This window comes from Pseudomonas sp. GW821-FHT02A08 (assembly GCF_059422045.1).
This window is the reverse complement of record NZ_JBWKWD010000023.1, coordinates 74,211-96,627: the sequence shown is the minus strand read 5'-3', so window position 1 is coordinate 96,627 and position 22,417 is coordinate 74,211. Positions and strand designations below refer to the sequence as shown.

General features: G+C 60.9%; 19 protein-coding genes. 1 reads left to right on the top strand and 18 read right to left on the bottom strand.

What is annotated here, in order from left to right; genetic code table 11:
- Window positions 1-36: 36 nt before the first annotated feature.
- The 12 genes from AC07W4_RS17470 to arnB all read right to left on the bottom strand — a co-directional run bounded on the left by AC07W4_RS17470 (window position 37) and on the right by arnB (window position 14,164).
- On the bottom strand, window positions 37-1,509 hold the full coding sequence (locus tag AC07W4_RS17470) for a nucleobase:cation symporter-2 family protein (RefSeq protein ID WP_495033289.1): 1,473 nt from the start codon (window positions 1,507-1,509) through the stop codon (window positions 37-39).
- Window positions 1,510-1,606: 97 nt separating this feature from the next.
- Window positions 1,607-2,314, bottom strand: coding sequence for an HPP family protein (locus AC07W4_RS17465; protein ID WP_495033288.1), 708 nt, complete (start codon window positions 2,312-2,314; stop codon window positions 1,607-1,609).
- Window positions 2,315-2,473: 159 nt separating this feature from the next.
- A complete protein-coding gene (locus tag AC07W4_RS17460; RefSeq protein ID WP_495033287.1) occupies window positions 2,474-3,685 on the bottom strand; it encodes an MFS transporter in 1,212 nt (403 codons plus the stop codon).
- Between the two features lie 56 nt (window positions 3,686-3,741).
- Window positions 3,742-5,325 carry an ArnT family glycosyltransferase gene (locus AC07W4_RS17455; protein ID WP_495033286.1) on the bottom strand — a complete coding sequence of 528 codons (1,584 nt, stop codon included), beginning with the start codon at window positions 5,323-5,325 and terminating at the stop codon, window positions 3,742-3,744.
- Window positions 5,326-5,330: 5 nt separating this feature from the next.
- Window positions 5,331-6,710, bottom strand: coding sequence for a UDP-glucose dehydrogenase family protein (locus AC07W4_RS17450; RefSeq protein ID WP_495033285.1), 1,380 nt, complete (start codon window positions 6,708-6,710; stop codon window positions 5,331-5,333).
- Window positions 6,707-7,108, bottom strand: coding sequence for a 4-amino-4-deoxy-L-arabinose-phosphoundecaprenol flippase subunit ArnF (gene arnF, locus AC07W4_RS17445; RefSeq protein ID WP_495033284.1), 402 nt, complete (start codon window positions 7,106-7,108; stop codon window positions 6,707-6,709). Before arnF ends, AC07W4_RS17450 begins: the two co-directional genes overlap by 4 nt.
- Complete coding sequence (gene arnE / locus AC07W4_RS17440; protein ID WP_008052193.1) at window positions 7,105-7,449, bottom strand: 4-amino-4-deoxy-L-arabinose-phosphoundecaprenol flippase subunit ArnE; 345 nt, start codon at window positions 7,447-7,449, stop codon at window positions 7,105-7,107. Before arnE ends, arnF begins: the two co-directional genes overlap by 4 nt.
- Window positions 7,446-9,095, bottom strand: a complete 1,650-nt coding sequence (gene arnT, locus AC07W4_RS17435) for a lipid IV(A) 4-amino-4-deoxy-L-arabinosyltransferase (RefSeq protein ID WP_495033283.1) — start codon at window positions 9,093-9,095, stop codon at window positions 7,446-7,448. The genes arnE and arnT overlap by 4 nt, the downstream gene beginning before the upstream one ends.
- Window positions 9,092-9,976: a 4-deoxy-4-formamido-L-arabinose-phosphoundecaprenol deformylase gene (gene arnD / locus AC07W4_RS17430; protein ID WP_495033282.1), complete on the bottom strand. Its 885-nt coding sequence runs from the start codon at window positions 9,974-9,976 to the stop codon at window positions 9,092-9,094. Before arnD ends, arnT begins: the two co-directional genes overlap by 4 nt.
- Window positions 9,976-11,967, bottom strand: coding sequence for a bifunctional UDP-4-amino-4-deoxy-L-arabinose formyltransferase/UDP-glucuronic acid oxidase ArnA (arnA, locus tag AC07W4_RS17425; protein ID WP_495033281.1), 1,992 nt, complete (start codon window positions 11,965-11,967; stop codon window positions 9,976-9,978). Before arnA ends, arnD begins: the two co-directional genes overlap by 1 nt.
- Window positions 11,964-13,019, bottom strand: coding sequence for an undecaprenyl-phosphate 4-deoxy-4-formamido-L-arabinose transferase (gene arnC, locus AC07W4_RS17420; protein WP_495033280.1), 1,056 nt, complete (start codon window positions 13,017-13,019; stop codon window positions 11,964-11,966). The genes arnA and arnC overlap by 4 nt, the downstream gene beginning before the upstream one ends.
- Window positions 13,016-14,164, bottom strand: coding sequence for a UDP-4-amino-4-deoxy-L-arabinose aminotransferase (gene arnB, locus AC07W4_RS17415; protein WP_495033279.1), 1,149 nt, complete (start codon window positions 14,162-14,164; stop codon window positions 13,016-13,018). The genes arnC and arnB overlap by 4 nt, the downstream gene beginning before the upstream one ends.
- A 390-nt stretch (window positions 14,165-14,554) precedes the next feature.
- On the opposite strand from arnB, the gene AC07W4_RS17410 reads away from it, so the two are divergent.
- Window positions 14,555-15,493, top strand: a complete 939-nt coding sequence (locus AC07W4_RS17410) for a site-specific integrase (RefSeq protein WP_495033278.1) — start codon at window positions 14,555-14,557, stop codon at window positions 15,491-15,493.
- A gap of 4 nt (window positions 15,494-15,497) precedes the next feature.
- On the opposite strand, the gene AC07W4_RS17405 is transcribed toward AC07W4_RS17410, so the two are convergent.
- From AC07W4_RS17405 to AC07W4_RS17380, 6 genes are all read right to left on the bottom strand, one after another.
- On the bottom strand, window positions 15,498-16,568 hold the full coding sequence (locus AC07W4_RS17405) for an ABC transporter ATP-binding protein (RefSeq protein ID WP_495033277.1): 1,071 nt from the start codon (window positions 16,566-16,568) through the stop codon (window positions 15,498-15,500).
- Complete coding sequence (locus AC07W4_RS17400; protein WP_495033276.1) at window positions 16,565-18,163, bottom strand: ABC transporter permease; 1,599 nt, start codon at window positions 18,161-18,163, stop codon at window positions 16,565-16,567. The genes AC07W4_RS17405 and AC07W4_RS17400 overlap by 4 nt, the downstream gene beginning before the upstream one ends.
- A 4-nt stretch (window positions 18,164-18,167) precedes the next feature.
- Complete coding sequence (locus tag AC07W4_RS17395) at window positions 18,168-19,181, bottom strand: iron ABC transporter substrate-binding protein (protein ID WP_495033275.1); 1,014 nt, start codon at window positions 19,179-19,181, stop codon at window positions 18,168-18,170.
- Window positions 19,182-19,380: 199 nt separating this feature from the next.
- Complete coding sequence (locus AC07W4_RS17390; RefSeq protein WP_495033274.1) at window positions 19,381-20,136, bottom strand: ABC transporter ATP-binding protein; 756 nt, start codon at window positions 20,134-20,136, stop codon at window positions 19,381-19,383.
- Window positions 20,130-21,191, bottom strand: a complete 1,062-nt coding sequence (locus tag AC07W4_RS17385) for a FecCD family ABC transporter permease (protein ID WP_495033273.1) — start codon at window positions 21,189-21,191, stop codon at window positions 20,130-20,132. Before AC07W4_RS17385 ends, AC07W4_RS17390 begins: the two co-directional genes overlap by 7 nt.
- The gene (locus AC07W4_RS17380; protein WP_495033272.1) at window positions 21,188-22,363 is read right to left on the bottom strand and encodes an ABC transporter substrate-binding protein; all 1,176 of its coding nucleotides are present in this window, start codon (window positions 22,361-22,363) and stop codon (window positions 21,188-21,190) included. The genes AC07W4_RS17385 and AC07W4_RS17380 overlap by 4 nt, the downstream gene beginning before the upstream one ends.
- Window positions 22,364-22,417: the final 54 nt, after the last annotated feature.

The window sequence follows — 22,417 nt, the reverse complement described above, 5'->3', positions numbered from 1 at the left end:
AGGCTGAACCGCCGGCGGCTCAGCCATTGAGCCCGACTAGTGGTTCGACTGTGCGACCACCGCAGCCTTTGCGGGTTCATCCCTGGCGGTCACATCGGGGTTCTGCATGACCTGAAGCACCGAGGCCTCAGGATCGAATTCGTCCTCTTCCAGTTCGATGAATTCCTCGGGCAGGAAGATATTAAGAACGATAGCGCACAGCGCGCCGACGGTGATGGGCGATTCGAAAATGTTGTGCAGGGCCTTGGGCAGTTCACGCAAGACCTCCGGCACGGCGGCCACGCCCAGGCCCATGCCGACGGAAATCGCCACGATCAGCATGTTGCGCCGATGCAGGCCCGCCTCGGCGAGAATCTTGATCCCGGCTACGGCGACGGTGCCGAACATCACCAGTTCCGCGCCACCGAGCACCGGTTTCGGCATCAGTTGCAGTACCGCGCCGATCATTGGGAACAGGCCAAGCACCACCAGCAATCCGGCAATGAAAAACGCCACGTAGCGGCTGGCCACGCCCGTGAGCTGGATCACCCCGTTGTTCTGGGCGAAGGTCACCATCGGCATGCTGTTGAACACCGCAGCCATGGCCGAGTTGAGGCCATCGGCGAGCAGGCCGGACTTGATCCGGCGAATGTACACCGGGCCTTTGACCGGTTGCCGGGAGATCATCGAGTTGGCCGTGAGGTCACCGGCGGCTTCCAGCGGCGACACCAGGAAGATCACCGCCACCGGAATGAACGCCACCCAATCGAAGGAGAACCCGTACTTGAACGGTACCGGTACGCTCATCAGCGGGACTTCGGGCAGGCTGTTGAAGTCCACCTGGCCCGTGAGCCATGCCACCCCGTAGCCCAGGGTCAGGCCGATGACAATCGCCCCCAGGCGCAGAAACGGCACGTCCACCCGGTTCAACACCACGATGGTACCCAGCACCAGCGCCGCCAGGGCCAGGTGACTGGCCGCCCCCAGATCCGGGGCGCCGAAGCCGCCGGCGATGTCGGTCATGGCCACCTTGATCAGCGACAAACCCATCAGTGTGATGATGGTTCCGGTCACCACCGGGGTGATCAGCATGCGCAGTTTGCCGATGAACTGGCTCAGCACCACTTCGATGAACGCGGCAAAAAAGCACACGCCGAAGATGGTCGAGAGAATCTCGTCGGTGCCGCCGCCCCGGGCCTTGACCATGAAGCCGGCGCTGAGAATCACACTGATGAACGAGAAACTGGTGCCTTGCAGGCACAACAGGCCGGAGCCTACCGGGCCGAAGCGCCGCGCCTGCACGAAGGTGCCCAGGCCGGAAACGAACAGCGCCATGCTGATCAGGTAAGGAATTTCGCTTTGCAGGCCCAGGGCGCTGCCCATGATCAGCGTCGGGGTGATGATGCCGACGAAACTTGCCAGCACGTGCTGCAGGGCGGCAAAAACGGTGGCGGTCAGATGCGGGCGGTCATCGAGGCCGTAGATCAGGTCGCTGTGGCGTGGAGCGGGGGCTTTTTCGGAGGCGGTCATGGTGGTTTGCGTGCCAGAAGGCGGGCCGGGTCAGAAAATGGAGGCGCAGGATGCCAGAACCGCCCGGCCACGGCAAAAGAACCTCTAAAACAGCGACTTACAATCTTGGGGCGAGCACCTCGCCGACGCTGCGGCGTTTGGCGTGCAGTTGGCTGGCCTGGATCAACTGCTCGAGGTCTTCGGGGGTGACGTCATAGAACGCTTCCATGTCGGCCAACGCCAGTTTCAGGTCTTCGGCGGTGATGGCCTGACGGTCGACCGGCGGGTGATCGGCAGGAATCCTGGCCACCGTCTCGCTGGCGCTCTTGGGGTAACGAACACGGGTCAGGTTGTTGTAGGCCAGGGCGCAGAGCAGCATCGTCGCCGCGCTGAGCATCACCGGCCCAATGGCTCTCCAGTCCATGGCAATGGTCGCCGGATCGGCCAGCACCAGGGTCAGGGCCAAGGCACCGGCCGGCGGATGCAGGCACCGCAGCCAGCACATCAGGATCAACGCCATGCCCGCCGCCAGGCAAGCGCTACCCAGGGTTCGGCCCAACACATGAGCCACCAGCAAGGCAATCACCCCGGCGCTCAGGTAGCCGCCGAGAATCGACCAGGGCTGGGCGAGCGCGCCCGAAGACACGGCAAACAACAGCACCGCCGAGGCCCCCAGCGGGCCGATCAGGTGCTGGGCCACCTCGATGCCGAACACCTGGCTACAGAGCCACACGCTCATCAGTGTCCCCAGGGCCATGCCGATGGCAGCGCGGCTCCATTCGGTGGGGCGGGTATTGATGGCGGCGGGCAACCAGCGGGCAAGCATTCAGAGAAGACTCCGACAGAAAAAATCGAGGCAAAAAAAAGGCTTAGCTGGGGAACCCAGAAAGCCCTTGAAGTTGTTCCAACTGTTGGGGGAGGAACGCGCACAGTGTGCCGTTCAATCCTGCTGCTGACAAATTCATATTAATGAGCTTTCAGTGCATTAATTTTGATTTAAATCCCGCCGTCGGCCGCTTGTGTAGCACAGCAAACCGCCCAGGGCAGCGAGTGTACTCAAGGCATAAAACATCGTCGGCGCCGGGGTGTGCATCAACATGAAGCCGCAAATCACCGGACTTAGCGCACCGCCAAGGGCCGCAAGGTTTTGCGCGCCGTAGTAGCTGCCCCGCAGATCTTCCGGTGCCAGGGTGTCGACGAACAGAAACTCGGCCGGGTAAATGATGATTTCACCGAGGGTGAAGATGAACATCGCCACGCACCAACTCACCAGGCTGTCCGCCAGGCTGAAGCCGATCAGCCCGAGGATGAACAGGCCGGTGCCGGCCACGATCCATTGGCGCAGTTGCTCGCGCTTGAGAAAACGCCCGATCTGGTATTGCAGCAAGATCACACTGATGGCATTGCACGCGAGCAGGGCGGCCATGATCTCCATGGTGTGCCGGGGATTGCTGGTCACCAGCAGGTACTGCGACAGGTAAAAGGTAAATCGCCCGTGCACCACGGTGCTGAGCAGACAACCGGCGGTGAACAGAATCAGGGTACGGTCGTTTTTCAGGGTGATCAGGGTTTTGAGGAAACTCTGCGCCTGGCCGCTGGCAGGCGAGCGCGCCGGGTCCTTCGCGATCCCGGTCATCAGGAAAATACTGAAAAAAGCGATGGCCGCAGCGATCAGGAAGGGGGCACTGGCAAAAGCACCGGCAATCAGTACACCGAGCATCGGCCCGACCGCATAGCCAATGTTGGTCAGCGTATAGCTCAGGGAAAACGCCTTGGCGCGCTGACCCACCGGAAGGTTATCGCTGAGGATTGCTTTCGAACCGATCAGGAACAGCGATGAAGCGGTTTCGGTGACGATCAGGGTGATCGTGGTCAGGTAGAGGTTTTCAGCAAAGGTCAGCAACACCAGGCCGACCGCGCTGGACGCCATCGAGAGAATCAGCAAACGGCGTTTTTCGAAGCGATCGATGATGTAGCCGCCATACAGGGAGAGCAGGGTGGCGATGAACACCGCGATGCCGAGCAGCAAGCCAACGTCCTGTTGGTTGAGGCCCAGCTTGTCGCTGACGAACAGGGTGAGCAAAGGGCTGGTGATGGCGCGGCTGACGACAATGGTCAGCGAGCAGATCAGCAGTCGGCGGATGAGGGGGGAGTAGCTGGTCACGGCGCGAATATCCTTATTCGATCGGGCCGGCATCAGCCCGATCGTGAGCGCTACTCTAGCAGCCGGATACTCGGTCGTTGCAACGGGATTCAATTGAGGTGCAGCAGCACGAAATCGTTCTTGTCGAACCGCCCGCTCAACACGGGTGGCAATGCACCTATAGCCGTGCCTTGCAGTGTCTTGTAAACGTTCAGGTCCATCATCAGCCACGCCGGGCCCTTGAGGGCGTCAAGTTCCCGGGGTGAATCGGTGAACTCCGGTTGCAGGCCTTGATTGATGTTGACCATGAACTTGATGGCTTTGGCATCCTTGCCCATCGCGTGCATTACCAAGGGTGCGGGGTCTTCTTGAACCCGCTCAAAGGCTTCGTGGCTGAAGGTCCGGGTGTCGTAAAGCTGTCGCTGGATCGGCTCGAACTGCAGGATATATAACGACCACAGTGCCAGGACCGCGCAAAGCGCGAGAATCTGTGCGCGCCAGCGAGGTTGCTTGAACGCTGCCACGGCGACCGCTTGCAGCACGCCGAGAATGATGAACAACGAAGTGAGGTGAGCCACGTCATCGGGGAATCTTCGCTGTATCACCAGCAAGGTCACGATCAGCAGCCCGGGGATCAGTAGCCAAAGCCCCTGCATCAATACGCGCAGCCAACTGAATAGCCGACCTTGCACGGCGTAAAACGGATAGGCCGCAATGATCGCCGCCATGGGCAGCATCGGCAGCAGGTAACGGGCCTTTTTCGCCTGCGGGACGGAAAGGCCGACCATCACGATCAACCCGGCGGCCGCGCAGTACAGCATCAGGCGCAATCCCGGGCCTGACTGTTGTCGGCCAGAAGCTGCGACCGCCATCAGCGCCAGCACTGCCAGCGGCCAGGCCAGTGCGTAGTTGCCTGGCGAACTGGTGAAGTAATACATCACCTCATTGGAGCCTTCGCTACCATCCATGCGTCCCATGAACTGCATGCGAATCACATCCTGCAAGAAAGCCGGGCCGCCACTGACGTCCGCCAGCCACAACAAAAGCCCGACGCACACCGCCAGCAGCACGGACGCCAGCAATCCGAAGACCAGCATTCGTCTCCATTGGCGACTTACCAGGAAATAGCCGCACAGCATCCCCGCAGGAATGACCAGGCCGATGGGGCCACGAATCCAGAAGCCCAGCATCAACAAGGCAAAGATCAAAACCTGGCGGCGCGGCGCCGAGAAGTGGTCGGTGGCATAGCCCAGGTAGAACACGCTGAACGCGACGGCCGCCAGCATCAGGTCGAGGGAAACGGCTCGGGTTTCGGTGATGAAGGTGTTGGTCAGCAGCATCAAGGCGATGCTCAACAGCGCCCAACGCGTGGAGTAGGGCGCCAGCAGGCGGTACATCAAGGTGACGATGACCGCCGCGGCGATGGCGCTCGGCAGCCATGCGGTCAGGCTGGTGACCTGGCCGAACGGCAGTGAAAGCAGCCAGATGAATACCGTTGAAAGACCCGAATAGTCGGCGTAGGGCTGACCATAGGTCGTTGGAAAAAACGACGGTCCATTGCGCAGCATCTCCTGGGCGAACAGCACGAAGCGCGAATCGAAACCGATGGCCGCCTGCTGGTAAATCCCGGCGCAGAACAACAACAGCGCCAACAGGCCCAGCGCAAGGGACTGTCGGCGGATGTGAGGGATCATGGTGTTCAGGCGACCACTGACTCGCCAATCCATTGCTGGTACGGAATCGGCAATTTGCTCGACTCGCCCCGGCCGATCGGGAAGTAGGTGAAACCGATGCGTGCCAGACGGTCTGCGTCGTACAGGTTGCGGCCGTCGAAGATCACCGGTGCGTTGAGCCGCTGCTGGATCAGCTCGAAGTCCGGCGCCTTGAACTGTTGCCATTCGGTGCAGATGATCAGTGCATCGGCACCGGACAGGACCGACTCGGGCGTCCCCATGAGCATCAGTTTCGCTTCATCGGGATACAGCTTCTGGGTTTCCTGCATGGCTTCCGGATCGAACGCGCGGACATTTGCCCCGGCGGCCCACAAGGATTCGAGCAGCACCCGGCTTGGCGCATCGCGCATGTCGTCGGTGTTTGGCTTGAACGCCAGGCCCCACAAGGCAAAGGTCCTGCCACGCAAGTCGCCCTTGTAGAACGCGTTGATGCGCTCGAACAACTTGAATTTCTGCCGCTCGTTGATGGCTTCCACCGCTTGCAGCAGGTCGCTGGAGCAATGGGCTTGCTCGGCGCTGTGGATCAGGGCGCGCATGTCCTTTGGGAAGCATGAGCCACCGTAGCCGCAACCGGGGTAGATGAAGTGGTAGCCAATGCGCGAGTCGGCACCGATTCCCAGGCGTACCGATTCAATGTCGGCACCCAGGTGCTCGGCCAGTTCGGCGATCTGGTTGATGAAGCTGATCTTGGTCGCCAGCATGCAGTTGGCGGCGTACTTGGTCAGCTCGGCGCTGCGCAGGTCCATGAACATGATGCGTTCATGGTTGCGGTTGAAGGGCGAGTACAGGTCACGCATCACCTCACGCACTTCTTCGCGCTCGCAGCCCACGACGATACGGTCCGGGCGACGGCAATCGGCCACCGCCGAACCTTCTTTCAAGAACTCCGGATTGGAGACGATATCGAACTGCAATACGCGCCCGGCGTTGAGCAGGCATTTGTCGATGTGTGCACGCAAGGCATCGCCGGTGCCGACCGGGACGGTGGACTTCTCCACCAGGATCGCCGGTTGCTGGCGATGACGCGCCACCGCGTCGCCCACCGACATCACGTAGCGCAGGTCCGCCGAGCCGTCGTCCCGGGACGGAGTACCGACCGCGATGAACAGCACCTCACCATGCTCAACGGCGAATTTTTCGTCGCTGGTGAACTGCAACCGCTTGGCATCCAGGCCTTCGCGTACCAGGCTGGCCAGCCCGGGTTCGAAGATACTCACGTGGCCCTGTTGGAGCAGTCCGACTTTTTTCTCGTCCACGTCCATGCAGACCACATCGTGGCCTACTTCCGCCAATACCGCTGCCTGCACCAGGCCGACGTAACCGCTACCAAACACACTGATTTTCATGGGGCACTCCTTGATTCGGACGCACGAGCAGGTCGAGAATTGATGGTGATGACGCCGAGGATGACCAATGCCACGCCAAGGCTTTTCGTAAGGCTGAACGTTTCGTTGAACAGCGGCAGGCTGGCGGCCAGCAGGTACACCAGCGCGTAGCTGATACTCAACAACGAATACGCACGGCCCAGGGGCAGGTCCCGCAGCGCGACGAGCCAGCAGAGCATCGACAGGGCGTAGGCGACGATGGCCAGGAGCACCACGGCAACCGCTGTCAGGTCGATGGGGGCGCTGAGCCATTGTTCGGGTTGTGGCAGGTGACTCATGCTCCAGCGCATGCCCAGTTGGGCGGCGCTGACCAGCAAAACACTGCCCAGTGCGAAGGTGATACCGCGACTCAGGTTCATGCGTGTTGCCCCAGTAGTGCCACGCCGCCGATCACCAGTGCCACACCCAGCCAGTGGCGACTGTCGATGGTTTCGTGGAACACAAAGCGCGCCACCAGGGTGATCAGCACGAAGTTCAGGCTGAGCATCGGGTAGGCAATCCCGACTTCCAGGCGTTGCAGCACCAGCAACCACACCAGCAGGCCCAGCCCCAGGGAGGCGAGGGCCAGCCAAAGCCAGGGCGAGCGCAGTTTCTCCGCCCAGCCGGATGGTTGGGCGCGCCAGCTTTCTACCGCATATTTCTGGGCAATCTGGCCCAGGCAGGTGAGCAGGCAGGCCACCAGTAGCAATAGCAGGCTCATGGTGCCGCCTGAGGAATGATCAAAATCACCAGATTGCCTTGTTCGTATCGCTTGCCTTCTTTAGGCAACTGTTCAAGTTCGCGCAGCTCTTCTTCGCCCTTGACCCGCATGACCACACCGACCGAACCTTGCTGGCGGGCGTCGTGCATCCACTGTTGCACCTGATCGGAGTTGACGCGCTGCTTAAGCGAGTCAGGATAGGCAAGGCCATATTTCAATTCGCCTATCGTGTTGAAAAAAGCCACTTCCGGCCGTTTCACCCGCCAGGACAACGCCGATGCGGCCCCCAGATCGTTGCTCAACAATTTGGCACTCTGGCCAAGTTCCTGGGCATGATCGAGGATGAATTGGTCAGGGGTCTTGTTGGCGACGACGGAGTTGGGCAGGCCGGCGGGCAGCAAGGCAGCGAGCAACAGGCTGCCAAAAGCCGGGGCGGCCCAGCATTGCAACGGGCGGAAGGCTTGCAGCAGGTTGGCCATGATCCAGCCGATCAAGCCGATGAACACCAACACCAGGTTGTGCAGTTCATGATCGTAAATCGGCTTTTTCAATTGCAGGTAAACCAGGGCCAGCAGGGTGACCACACCCACCACCAGGTTCAGCAGGCCGTTGATGCCCAGGGCACGACCTTGCTCCAGCTTCAATCGGTCAGCCAGCGCATGGCCGAGCAACAATGCCAGAGGCAGCATGCACGGCAGGATGTAGGCCGGCAACTTGCCCTTGCTCAGGCTGAAGAAGAACAACGGCATCCACAGCCACAGTAGCAGGAACGCGATATTGGACTGGCGTCGGGTTTGCCAGGCTTGCTTGAGCGCGGGTGGCAGCAAGGCAACCCATGGCGTGCTGAACGCCACCAGCAACGGCAGGTAGTACCACCACGGCGCATCATGCTGGGCATCGTCCCCGGCAAAACGGCGGATGTGCTCGTGCCAGAAGAAGAATCGCCAATAGTCGGGCTCCTGGGCGTGTACGGCCAGCGCCCACGGCAAGCTGACGACGATGGCGACCACGACCGCCACGGGGCCGTAGACCAGCAGTTCACGCCAGCGTTTTTGCCAGATCATCCAGGGCAGGGCGATCAGTACCGGCAACAGCCAGGCCAGGAAACCCTTGGTCATGAAGCCCATGCCGCAAGCCAGGCCCAACACCGCCCACGCGATCAGGCGTTGCCCACGGCTCGTACTGTCAAGCGCGAACCATAGCGCCACCAGGCTCAGATTCACCCAGAAGGTGAATTGCGGATCGAGGTTGGCATACCCCGCCATAGCCGCAATGATTGTGAAACTCATGAAGAGCATGGCGCAGGCGAAACTCTTGCGCGGCTCGTTCCACATCCGGCGGGCGACCAGATAGCACAGCAACACGCCCAGACCGGTGCTCAGCGCCGAGGCGAAACGCACCCCGAACAGGTTCTGGCCGAACAGCGCCTGCCCGAGTGCAATCATCCAGTAGCCGGCCGCGGGTTTTTCGAAATAGCGCACGTCCATGAAATGCGGCGACACCCAATTGCCGCTCAGAAGCATGCCCTGGCTGATCTGGGCGTAGCGGGTTTCGTCGGGAATCCATAAGCCATGACTGCCCAGCGGCAGCAGGTACGCCAGCGCCATCAAGGCCAGCAATAACGGCAAAGCCCAGCGTTTGCTCATGCGCCTTGCACTCCCAGCCAGCCTTCACGACCTTCGAGAGAACCACGTACCACACGGCCGAGCGGCAAGCTGTCAGGGGCCTGGGGCAACAAATCGCCCAAGGGTTGAAAACGAATGTCGCGCTGGCGCGCATCGTTGAGCAGTTGACGGAAATCGTTGGCCATCAGAATCCCTTCTACCTCGGCATGGATCGTGTAGACGTTGAGTTTTCCCGGGGTGAACCGGTCCAGGATGAAACTGTTGAAATCCTTGGCTGCGACGCTCGGACCGACCACTTCGTCGAAGGTCGGTAGGTCCACCGGGATTTGCGGCGTACCCAATTGCCCATTGGCCAGTCGCGGCCGGAACAGACTCTGGCCGCGGCAGTCGCTGTTGTAGCGAAAACCGAAGCCCTGTTTGGCTTCGATCACGCGCTCGTCGGCACGCCAGCCGGCGACCGCCGAGCAGTCGACTTTCTCGCCAAGAATGTCACTGAGCGTGTCTACGCCCTTGCGGATCTGTTCGATCAGTTGCGCGTCGCTCCAGGTCCCGGCATTGGCCTGCCAGCCATGGTGATCCCATGTGTGCAGTCCAACCTCATGCCCGGCATCCCGGGCCTGACGCATCAGATGCCCAAGATCGCGGCCAATCAGCTTTCCGGGCCATGCGGTACCCGCCAGCAGGATGTCCCAGCCATACAGGCCGGCTGCGTTGGAACGGAGCATTTTCCAGAGAAACTGTGGACGGATGAGGCGCCATAAGTGGCGCCCCATGTTGTCCGGCCCGACACTGAAGAAGAACGTCGCCTTGACCTGAGCTTCATCAAGGATTTCCAGCAACCGGGGCACCCCTTCACGGGTGCCCCGATAGGTGTCGACATCAATCCGCAGTCCCGCCTGCATCAGCGCTTGTCCGCGATTTCGAGCATGGCCTCGCGCAGGAAGAAGTCCAGGGTGTTGCCGATGGTTTCGCTCATCTCAACGGTTGGCGTCCAGTCCAGCAGACGCTTGGCGTTGGCGATGCTTGGCTTGCGGTGCGAAACGTCCTGGTAACCGGTGCCGTAGAACGCCTTGCTTTCGATGTCGCGGAAACCGGCGAACGGAGGGAAGTTGGCGCGCAGAGGGTGAGCTTCGAACTGACGCAGCAGCTCTTCGCCCAACTGACGGATGCTGGCCTCGTTGTCCGGGTTGCCGATGTTGATGATCTGGCCGTTGCAGACGTCGTTATCGTTGTCGATGATCCGCGCCAGTGCTTCCACACCGTCGGCGATGTCAGTGAAGCAACGTTTTTGCTCGCCACCGTCGAACAGGCGAATCGGCGTGCCTTCCACCAGGTTCAGGATCAGCTGGGTAATCGCCCGGGAGCTGCCGATTCGGGCAGAGTCCAGACGGTCCAGGCGTGGGCCCATCCAGTTGAACGGACGGAACAGGGTGAAGTTCAGGCCCTTCTGGCCATAAGCCCAGATCACGCGGTCCAGCAGTTGCTTGGAGACCGAGTAGATCCAGCGTTGCTTGTTGATCGGGCCGACCACCAGATTGGAGTTGTCCTCGTCGAAGTTAGGGTCCTGGCACATGCCATAGACTTCCGAGGTCGACGGGAAGATCACGCGCTTGTTGTACTTGACGCAGTAGCGAACCAGTTTCAGGTTCTCTTCGAAGTCCAGTTCGAATACCCGCAGCGGGTTACGGGTGTATTCGATTGGCGTTGCGATGGCCACTAGCGGCAGCACCACGTCGCACTTCTTGATGTGGTACTCGATCCACTCGGAGTGGATGCTGATGTCGCCTTCGACGAAGTGGAAGTTCGGGTGGCTGCGCAGACGCTCGATGGCGTCCGAACCGATATCCAGGCCGTAGACTTCGTAGCGGTCGTCACGCAGCAGGCGCTCGGACAAGTGGTTGCCGATGAAGCCGTTGACGCCCAGGATCAGTACGCGGGTGCGGCGCGGGGCACGACCGGATTCGGCGCCGCGCAGCACGGAACCGTCCACCAGGCCCAGCTCGTTGGCCAGTTGCGGGCCGCTCAGGTACAGACCGTTGTCGTTGCGCTGGCCGGCGTTGATGACCAGCGAGTCTTGACCACAGGCGATGCGCAGCGGGTCGACGCTGATGACGCGGCCCGGCGCCAGGCCTTCGTTGCCCTTGGCGACTTCGGCGCTCCAGACAATCAGCTTGTGCTCGCCCACCGCGCAGAAGGCGCCCGGGTATGGCTGGGTAACCGCGCGGACCAGGTTGAACAGTTCTTCGGCCGGTTTGGCCCAGACCAGTTTGCCGTCGGCCGGGGTGCGACGGCCGAATACGGTGGCTTTGGATTCGTCTTGCGGTGTTTCACTGGCCTTGCCTTGCAGCAGCGCCGGCAAGGTGTCACGCAGCAGGTCAGAGGCCGCCGTGCGCAATTTGGCGTGCAGGCTCAGCGCCGTGTCGCTGCGCTGGATCGCGACTTTCTGCTGGGCAACGATGGCGCCCGCGTCGGCACGCTTGACCATGCGGTGCAGGGTCACGCCGGTTTCGGTTTCGCCGTTGACCAGCACCCAGTTGGCCGGTGCACGACCACGGTAGCGCGGCAGCAGGGAGCCGTGCAGGTTGAACGCGCCTTTGCGCGCGGTGGCCAGCAGTGGTTCGCCTAGCAGGTTGCGGTAGTAGAAGGAGAAAATGTAGTCGGGGTCGAGCTTGGCGATACGCTCGATCCACAGCGGATGGTTGGCATCTTCCGGTGCATGCACGGCAATGCCGTGGCGCGCGCACAGTTGTGCGACGGAGCCGTAGAACGCGTTCTCCTTCGGATCGTCGGCGTGGGTGAACACCGCTGCGATCTCGAAACCGGAGCAAAGCAGGGATTCGATGCCGGCGCAGCCAATATCGTGATAGGCGAAGACAACAGCTTTTGCACTCATGAAGGAACCTGATCTGAAGAAGTGGAAGTAAGGCCGTCGACGGTAACAACGGTAACAACGGAAGCAGGGGAAGCAGGGGAAGCAGGGGAAGCAGGGGAGGCGGGCTGGCTACGCAGCACCTTTTCAATGAAAAAGCGCGGGCGTGCTCGCACGTCGCTGTACATGCGGCCCAGGTACTCACCCAGCAGGCCCATGCCGATGAATTGACCACCGGTGAAGACGAACAGCACGGCGAACAGTACGAAGGTACCGCCACCGGCCCATCCGGCACCGAACACCAGGCGCAGCAGGACCAAGGCGATGGCGAACAGCATGCCCAGGGCCGCCATGCCGACGCCGACGATGCTCAGCAGTCGCAGGGGCGTGGTGGTCATGCAGGTGACCAGGTCGAACATCAGGTTGATCAGGCGCATGGGGCTGTACTTGGAATCGCCGTGTTCACGCTCGGCGTGGGTCACGAGGATTTCCGTGGTGTGGCGGGCAAAGCTGTTGGCCAGGATCGGAATGAAGGTGCTGCGTTCACGGCAGGCGAGCATGGCATCGACGATGGTGCGTCGGTAGGCCCGCAGCATGCAGCCGTAGTCGCTCATGGCCACGCCGGTGGAGCGTTGCACGGCGAGGTTGATCAGCTTCGATGGCCAGCGGCGCAGGGCCGAGTCCTGGCGGTTGTTGCGTACAGTCGCGACGACGTCGTAGCCAAGTTCGGCCTGCTCGATCAGTCGCGGGATTTCTTCGGGCGGGTTTTGCAGGTCGGCATCGAGGGTGATGACGACATCGCCCTTGCACTGCTCGAAACCGGCCATGATCGCTGCGTGCTGGCCGTAGTTGCGGTTGAGGATGACCGCCACCACCGGGCTGCCTTCGCGGGAAGCGGCATCTTCCAGAATCTGTGCGGAGTCGTCACGGCTGCCGTCGTCGACCAGAACGATCTCGTAGGGATGGGTCAATTGCTGACAGGCTGCTTCGGTGCGACGAAGCAACTCCGGCAGGCTTTCCTGTTCGTTGTAGACCGGAATGACGATCGAAACGAAGTTGATTGGGTAAGGTCTCAAAGGCTTCTGTCCATGCAGTTTTCAATGGCGCCGACGACGCGCTCGACATCATCGGTGGTCATGTCGGGGAACAAGGGGATCGAACACAGCCGCGCCGAATTCCATTCGGTGTTGGGCAGGTAGAGGTTGGGGTAACGTTGTCGATAGTAGGTGTGCAGGTGCGTTGCAATGAAGTGAATGCCGGTGCCGATATTCTGTTCCTGGAGGGCTTTCATGAACGCTTCGCGATCCAGACCGCAGCGCTCGGCGTCGATGCGCAGGATGAACAGGTGCCAGGCGTGCTTTTGCGAATGGGCGGGGACGGCCAGGGGTTGCACCGGCAGGCCTTCCAGACGCTGCAGGTAGGCCTGCGCCAATTGAGCGCGCTTGGCGTTGATCTCGTCCAGGCGTTCCAGTTGCACCAGCGCGATGGCCGCGTTGATGTCGGCCAGGTTGTACTTGAAGCCTGGCTCGATCACTTGGGCCTGGGGCTTGCGGCCATGGGTCAGGCGATCGTAGGCATCAACCCCGAGCCCGTGAAACTTGAGCATGCGTACCCGCGAGGCCAGGGCTTCATCGTCGCTGACGAACATGGCGCCTTCGGCGCAGGTCATGTTCTTGATCGCGTGGAACGAGAAGATCGCCGTGCCTTTGGAGCCGACGTGACGACCTTTGTAGTAGGTGCCAGCCGCGTGGGCGGCGTCTTCGATCACGGCAATGCCGTGTTTGTCGGCCAGGGCGTAGAGCGGGTCGAGGTCGAATGCCGCACCGGCGTAATGCACCGGGATGATGGCTTTGGTGCGCGGCGTGATCGCAGCTTCGATAGAGGCCACGTCGGTCATCAACGTGTCGCGGTCAACGTCGACGAACACCGGCGTGGCACCCAGCAGGGTGATCATGTTGGCGGTGGATACCCAGGTCTGCGAGGGTGTAATGACTTCATCGCCGGGACCGACACCCAATGCCAGCAGGGTGATATGCATCCCGCCGGTGGCCGAGGAAAGTGCCACGGCATGTCGGCAACCGACGTAGTTGGCGAAGTGTTCTTCCAGCGCCTGGTTCTTCGGCCCGGTAGTGATCCATCCGGAACGCAATACTTGCTCTACGGCTGCGATTTCTTCGTCGCCGATACCGGGACGGGAGAAAGGGAGAAACGCCTGACTCATGGGCACCTCTGGGGCTGAAACGTAAATAGCCTTTGAGGCTAAAAGGGATCCAAAAATCAGCTTAGACGCTAAATCAGAACCTGCACCAAATCAACCAGTTACCGGTTGGCGGTAAAAAACTGCATCGGTTGACTTTTTTCGCCACGGGCGGCAGGTTGGACGTCCATTCGGGTGGCGCCGACTTTATAGGAGGTTATGCCCGATTTTGTGAAAGGAACATGAAAAAACGGTTGGGGAATCGTTTATCTGAAAGCTATTAAGCCGTTGTTCAGACTTCCGAAGTAAATGGCGGTTCTTAGGAAAAATCCTACAGCGGTAATGTCTTTTACATCATCGTTACTTCATTTCTTAGTTGTTTCATTGAACTGTTTACATTCAAGGCCGTTTCGTTTGATTGACTTACCTGTTACTGATTCTCTCTCACCCCTCACCAATCCGCTGACTCTGTATCTGGCGCGGCTGGCGCCGTCCAGCCAACTGACCATGCGTTATGTGCTGCAGGATGCCGCCGACCGCCTGGGCTTCGATGACCACGATATCGAGGAAATCCCCTGGCACAACCTGCAACCCGAGGACGTGATTGCGCTGGTGGCCACCTTGCGTTCGGACGGCTATGCGCCGAACACCTCCTCGCTGTATGTCAACGCGGTGCGCGGGGTGATGAACGAAGCGTGGCGCATGAGCCTGATCTCTCAGGATCACCTGTTGAAGATGCGTTCGGTGAAGGGCATGGCCGGTACGCGACTGTCCCAGGGGCGTAATCTCAGGCGCACGCTGATCCAGGAGCTGATGGCGGTCTGCGCCGCCGATCCACGGCCGCAAGGCCTGCGCGATGCTGCGATCATCGGGATCTTGTACGGTTCGGGAATGCGTAAATCCGAATCGGTGAACCTGGAGTTGAATCAGGTCGATTTCACCGAGCGCAGCCTGCGGGTGACGGCCAAGGGCAACAAACAGTTGATCAAGTACGCCCCGGCCTGGGCCTTTGCCAAGCTTGAAGCCTGGCTTGAGCTGCGCCGTTCGCTGCTCAAGGACGGCGAGCCGGACGACCCGTTCCTGTTCAACCGCATCCGTCGTGGCAGCCACATTACCCGTGAGCGCGTCACCAAGCATGCGATCTACTACATCGCCCGGCAACGGGGTGCGCAGGTCGGGGTGAAAATCATGCCCCACGACTTCCGGCGTTCATTCATCACCCGGGTGATCGAAGAGCATGACTTGTCGATTGCACAGAAGCTGGCGCACCACAGCAACATCCAGACCACGGCCAACTACGATGTGCGCGACGACAACGAGCGGCGTCGAGCGGTGGATCGATTCGACCTGTAAGCGATTAAATCTCGCTCAGTACATGGGCGTGGCCAATGGTCGAGACTTGAACCGCGCTGCCGGCCGGTGGTGCATACATGCCGGAACTGCGCACCAGCAATGATCGGCCAGATTGCTCGTTGCGGGTCATTGGCTGGAGTTCCACCGTCAGCGTGCAGGTGTTGCCGCTGAAATCCCGATCGGTGACCACGGCCCGGCAACCGCTGGCTTCCGGGTCGCTGGGGAGGATGCTGGCCAGTTGCAACTGTTCGGGGCGCAGCATGATTTGCGCCGAGCTGTTGTTGCGGTGGTTGTTGACCGGGATCCGCCCCAGGTCGCAATGGGCCCAACCGGCCTCGATGCGTGCAGGCATCACCACGGCATCCCCCAGGAATAGCGCGGTCTGCTCGTCTTCGGGATAGCGGTAAAGATCCAGCGGATGCCCGGACTGTACCAGTCGGCCATGACGCATCACCGCCAACTGGTCGGCGAACGACAGGGCTTCACTCTGGTCATGGGTGACCAGGATGGTGGTGACGCCCGCGTCTTCCAGTAGTCGCGCGACCATCTTGCGCATCGCGGCGCGCAATCCGGTATCGAGCGCCGAGAACGGCTCGTCCAGCAGCATCAGCCGTGGCTGTTGCGCCAGGGCTCGGGCCAGGGCCACGCGCTGTTGCTGGCCGCCGGACAATTCGTGAGGCCAGCGCTCGGCCATCTTCGTGTCCAGCGCCACGCTGTCCATGAGTTCGGCGACGCGCTGTTGTTTTTCAGCGCCCTTGGTCGACAAGCCGAAGCCGATGTTCGCCGCCACGGTCATGTGCGGAAACAGCGCGCCGTCCTGTGGCACGTAGCCGATCAGGCGTTGATGGGCCGGCACTTCGTGGGTGCCGTCGACCAGGGTCTGGCCATTGAGCGACAGGCGTCCGGAATCGGGGAACTCGAAGCCGGCAATCATCCGCAGCAATGTGGTCTTGCCCGAGCCGGAAGGACCGACGATGACCGTGCGACTGCCGCTGGGCACCGACAGGCTGACGTTGTCCAGCGCGCAATGGGCGCCATAGGACTTGTAGAGGGCATTCAGTTCAAGAGTGTTCATCGGCCAGCCGTTTTTTTCGATTGGTGATAAAGAAGTCCGGTCAGCGGCAGCGACAGCACAACCATCAATAAGGCGTAGGGTGCCGCGGCAGCGTAATCGATTTCGCTGGTCATGGCCCAGAATCCGGTGGCCAGGGTGCGCGTGCCGTTCGGGGCCAGCAGCAGGGTGGCGGTCAATTCGTTGGTGATCGCCAGGAACACCAACGCCGCGCCGGCGGCTGCCCCCGGTGCGGCCAGGCGCAAGGTGATCAGCCACAGTGCCCGGGCCGGCGAACGGCCAAGACTGCGAGCGATGTTTTCCAGTTCCACCGGGGCCTGGGCAATGCCTGCGCGCAGGCTCACCAGCGCACGGGGCAAGAACATCAACAGATACGCCAGCAGCACAGTGAAGGTGGTCTGGTAGATCGGCCGGGCAAAATGGATCGTGACGGTTACCAGGGCCAGCGCCACGATAATGCCCGGCAAGGAGCTGGTGATGTAGTTGCAGCTTTCCAGCACCCGTTGCATTCGACCGGGGTAGCGGATTGACAGCCAGGCAATCGGGATTGCCGCGCAGGTGGTCAGCGCCGCGCCCGCGATGCCTAACAGCAGGGTTTGCTCCAGGGCGGGCAACAATTCGGCCATGTCCCAGACTTCCACACCGCCGGCGATGAGCCACTTGCCCAAGGTGATCAAGGGCACGCCCAGGGCCAGGGCGCAGGTCGCGATTTGCAGCGTCAGCGAGATCAGGGTGGAGGCCGGTTTCAGGCACACGACCCGTTGCTCCCGGGCACTTCCGGAGCCGACGCGAGCGTAACGCGCGGATCCCCGGGCAGCGGATTCGGCCGTCAACATCGCCAGGCAACACAGCGCCAGCACACTGGCCAGCATGTGTGCAGCCGCACCGTTGAAGGTCGATTTGAACTGATCGAAGATCGCGGTGGTGAAGGTGTCGAAGCGGATCATGGCGTACAGGCCATATTCGGCCAGCAGGTGCAGGCCGACCAGCAAGGCGCCGCCGCAGATCGCCAGGCGCAATTGCGGCAGCACCACGCGGAAAAACACTTTCCAGGGCTTGAGCCCCATGGATTCGGCGACGTCTTCGATGGCTGGATCGAGCCGGCGCAAGGTGGCCGCTACCGGCAAATACAGGAACGGGAAGTAGGCGATGACCGAGACCAGGACACCGGCGAACAAGCCGTGAATCGGTGGCACCAGGCTGACCCAGGCGTAGCTGTGAACGAACGCAGGCACCGCCAGTGGCGCGGTGGCCAGCAACGACCACCAGCGCCGCCCCGGCAGATTCGTGCGTTCCGTGAGCCACGCCAGCGTCACCCCCAGCGCGACGCACAAGGGAATCGTCAGCAGCACCAGCAACACGGTGTTGACCAGCAGTTCACCGACCCGAGGGCGGAACACCAGGGTCACAACGGTTGACCAGCCTGTCTGCAGGGACACGCCGATAACGTAAGCGATCGGTAGCAGCGCCAGTAATGAAACCAGCACCGACAAACCGATCACCCATACACCGCCACGTCCCGCAAAGACTCCGCGGGATCGTCGACGCAAATGTGCGGGTGCCGCCTCAGCGACCCCCGCAGGCAGGGTTTCTGGCATCAATTTAGAGCAGTCCGGCCTGTGTCATCAGCTCCACGGCTTTTTTACTGTCGAGTTTCGAAGCATCGACAGTCGGCGCATCGAGTTGATTCAGAGGCACCAGTTTAGGGTTGGATGCAGCGCCTTTGCCCACGGCGTATTCAAACGACTTGCCGTTCTTCAGGACAGCCTGGCCATCCTTGCCGGTAATGTATTTGAGAAACGCCTGGGCTTGTTCCTGGTGTTTGCTGGAAGCGAGGACGCCGCCGCCGGAGATGCTAACAAAAGCGCCCGGGTCTTTGTGCTTGAAATAGTGCAGGGCGGTGTTCTTGCTGTTTTCGCCCGTCTTGGATTGATCTACCAGGCTGTAATAGTGGTAGATCAAGCCGCTGTCGATCTGCCCGGCGTTCACCGCCTTGAGTACCGAACTGTTGCCACGGTAGTTGGCGTAGTTGGTTTTCATCGCCTTGAGCCACTCCAGCGTGGCGGCCTCACCCTTTTGTTCGATGATGGCCGCGACGATGGCCTGGAAGTCAGCACCACCCGGCGATGCACCCCAGCGGCCCTTCCAGCTCGGCGAAGCCAGGTCCATGATCGATTTCGGCAGGTCGGCTTCCGGCAGTTTGCTCGGGTTGTAGACGAACACCGTGGAGCGCGCGGCAATCCCGACCCACTTGCCGTGGGCCGGACGGTAGGCGGAGTCAACCTGCTCCAGCGTGGCCTTGTCGACAGGCGCAAACAGCCCGGCGTTGTCGACCAGGACCATGGCCGGGGAGTTTTCGGTCAGGAACACGTCCGCCGGAGAAGCCGTGCCTTCCTGCACGATCTGATTGCCCATCTCGGTGTCATCGCCGTTGCGCAAGGTGACAGGGATACCGGTCTCCTGGGTAAAACCCTCGACCCAGGCCTTGGTCAGGCCTTCGTGTTGCGCGTTGTACACCACGATGCCGACGGAGTCAGCGGCATAGACCTGGCCGGCGCTCAGCAAAGCGGTGGCCAGCAGGGCTTTTTTCAAGAACGAAGGGATTTTTGGAATCATTCTGCGGGCTGCTCCTGGTGCATTTTTTTGAAAGTCATGCGCATTCAAACGCCAGTTAACCAATGCGAATCATTTGCATGTTTTTGAAGTGCGGGAAATGTAGAGATCCAAATGAGAAAATAACGTCAAAAAAACCGTTAATACATGTAATTTTCATTCAGATTAGCAGCACTGTGTCAGCCGTGGTGCGACTTGTCGATTAAACGATGTCGTCGATCAGGATATGACGCTGACCCCGGCTGCATGTTTCGATCCGGGCTTCGACCCTGTAGACATCTCGCAACATCTGCCCGGTGATCACTTCTTCGCTGGGGCCACTGCCTTTTGTCGTGCCCTCGGCGATCACCAATACCTGATCGGCAAAGCGTAACGCCTGATTCAGGTCATGGATGGCGATGAATACGATCACCTGACGCTTTCGCGCCAGCTCGCGCATAAAGTTCAGCACCTGCACCTGACGGTGCATGTCCAGGGCACTGGTGGGTTCGTCCATCAGCAGCACTTCGGGTTCGCGCACCAGGGTTTGCGCAATCGAGACCAGTTGCTGCTGACCTCCGCTGAGTTCACCGAGGTTGCGAAATGATAGCTCGGTGATGGCAAGTGCGCCGAGGATCTGGTCCACCCGTTTCAACTCGTCGTCGTCGACGGTCCAGCCCGGGGTCAGTTGCTTGCGTGCCAGCAGTACCGATTCGTAGACCGTCAGGCGGGCACTGGCATTCAGGCCCTGGGGCATGTAGCTGATGCCCTGGAGACCTTTTTTCGAGTCTTGGAGGATGACCCGTCCAGGCCCGTCGATCAGCCCGGCCATGCGTTTGAACAGGGTGGACTTGCCTGCGGCATTCGGCCCGACCACGGCGACCACCTGACCGCCGATAAAGGTCGAGGTGGTGACGCCGGAAATGATTTCGCGCTGACCGTAGCGGGCACCGAGGTTCTCCAGTTGTATTTTCACCATGAGTTTTTCTTCCCGCCCAGAATCAGAGAAATGAAGAACGGCACGCCGATCAGCGAGGTGACCACCCCGATCGGAAAGATTGCACCCGGTATCAAGGTTTTACTGACCACCGAACTGGCGGACAGGATGAGCGCCCCGGTCAACAGCGATGCCGGCAGGAAGAACCGTTGGTCTTCGCCGATCAACATCCGTGCGATGTGCGGGCCGACCAGCCCGATAAAACCGATGGTGCCGACAAACGCCACCGGAAACGACGCCAGCAGGCTGACCATGATCAGTGTCTGGAAACGCAGGCTTCGCACGTTGATACCGAAACTCGCGGCCTTGTCATCGCCCAGGCGCAGGGCGGTCAGTGCCCAGGCCCGTCGGGCGAAGATCGGCAGGGTGATCAGGATCACCAGGCAAATGATGCCGAGTTTGGGCCAGGTGGCCTTGGTCAGGCTGCCCATGGTCCAGAAGACCACGGCCGCCACGGCTTGCTCGGTGGCAAAAAACTGCACCAACGCCAGCAGTGCGTTAAAGGTGAATACCAGCGCAATCCCCAGCAATACGATGGTTTCGGCCGTGACGCCGCGGCGCATGCTCAGGAAGTGAATCAACAGCGCCGAAAGCATTGCCATGATGAACGCATTGACCGGGACCATGTATTGCGCCGCCAGGGGAAACAGCGCCACCCCGAAGGCCAGGCCCATGGCTGCGCCAAAGCTGGCCGCGGCGGAAATGCCCAGGGTAAAAGGGCTGGCGAGGGGATTGTTGAGGATGGTCTGCATCTGGGCGCCGGCCAGGGACAGCGCGGCGCCGACGGCCACCGCCATCAACGCGACCGGCAGGCGAATGTCCCACATCACCACACGAATTTGCGCCGGCGCGCTGTCCGGCGAAAACAGCGCACCCAAGACTTCGCCCAGGCTGTAACGCGCCGGTCCCGACGCAAGGTCCAGCAGCACACTGCACAGCAGCAAGGCGGCCAGCGCCACGAGGATCAAGCGTTTGCGCAACACCAGATGGCGATAGATGTCGCGCTGCACTACAGGAACTTCGCCCAGAGAACTCATGGCGAGACCTCCAGGTTCTTCAGGCTGACGAAGTAGCCAGGCTCGTACGGGACCGGCAGGAACCGCTCATGCAGTTCGCGAAACGAGGCATCGGGGTCCAGGTCGGTAAACAACTGCGGATGAAACCACTTGGCCAGCTGCTGGATGGCGACGAATTGGTAAGGGCTGTTGTAGAACTGATGCCAGATGGCGTGAAACGCCTGATCGTCCTGCGCCTTGATCCCGGCATAGGCCGGGCGCCGGGTGTACCACGCCAGTTTGCCGCGTGCCTGCTGCAGGTCGGCGCCAGGCCCGACACCCACCCAGTGTCCGCCCGGTGCAAAGGCCTGCCAGTTGGCGCTGGTGACCACTACCTGGTCCGGGTTGGCCACCACCACCTGTTCGGCGTTCAATTGGCCGAAGGTCGTGGGGATGATGCCCTTGGCAATGTTGTTACCCCCGGCCATTTCGACGAAACGTCCGAAGTTTTCATCGCCAAAACTCAGGCAGCAATCGTCGGTGTAACCACCGATGCGCTCGATGAAGACATTCGGCCGCGCTGGCCGGCGGGCCTCGATCAGCGAGGTGACCCGGCGGATCTGTTGGTTGCGAAAATCGATGAACGCCTCGGCGCGATCTTCCTTGCCAAACAGCTGGCCAAACAGGCGCATGGTCGGCTCGGTGTTTTGCATCGGGTTGTTGCGAAAATCGACATAGACCACCGGAATGCCCAGCGCATCGAGTTTCTCGATGTAGCGGGCATCTTCGGTGGCGTGCTGCGCCTCGATATTGAGGATGATTACGTCCGGTTGCCGGGAGATCGCCTGCTCGATGTCGAACGTGCCGTCTTCAAAGCCGCCGAAGGTCGGGATTGTTGCGATGTCGGGGAATTTTTGCAGGTAGGCGCCGTACGTATCCGGATCGGACTGGATCAGATCCTTGCGCCAGCCAACGATGCGCTGGATGGGGTTTTGTGTGTCCAGCGCGGCCACCAGGTACAACTGGCGGCCTTCACCGAGTATGACCCGCCTGACCGGTACGTGAACCTTGACCTTGCGACCCAGCAGATCAGTCACGGTCACGGCTGCCGGGTCTTGATCGACCGCGTTCGCCGCACGCGGTGCCAGCACCACCATACCGATTAGCCCGACAAGCAAAAACGCAGCGAGGCTGCGTCGATGTACAGATGCCATGGTTGAAACCTTTGCCAAAGGCCGGCCCGGACAACGGCTCAGGTCGCTGTCCGG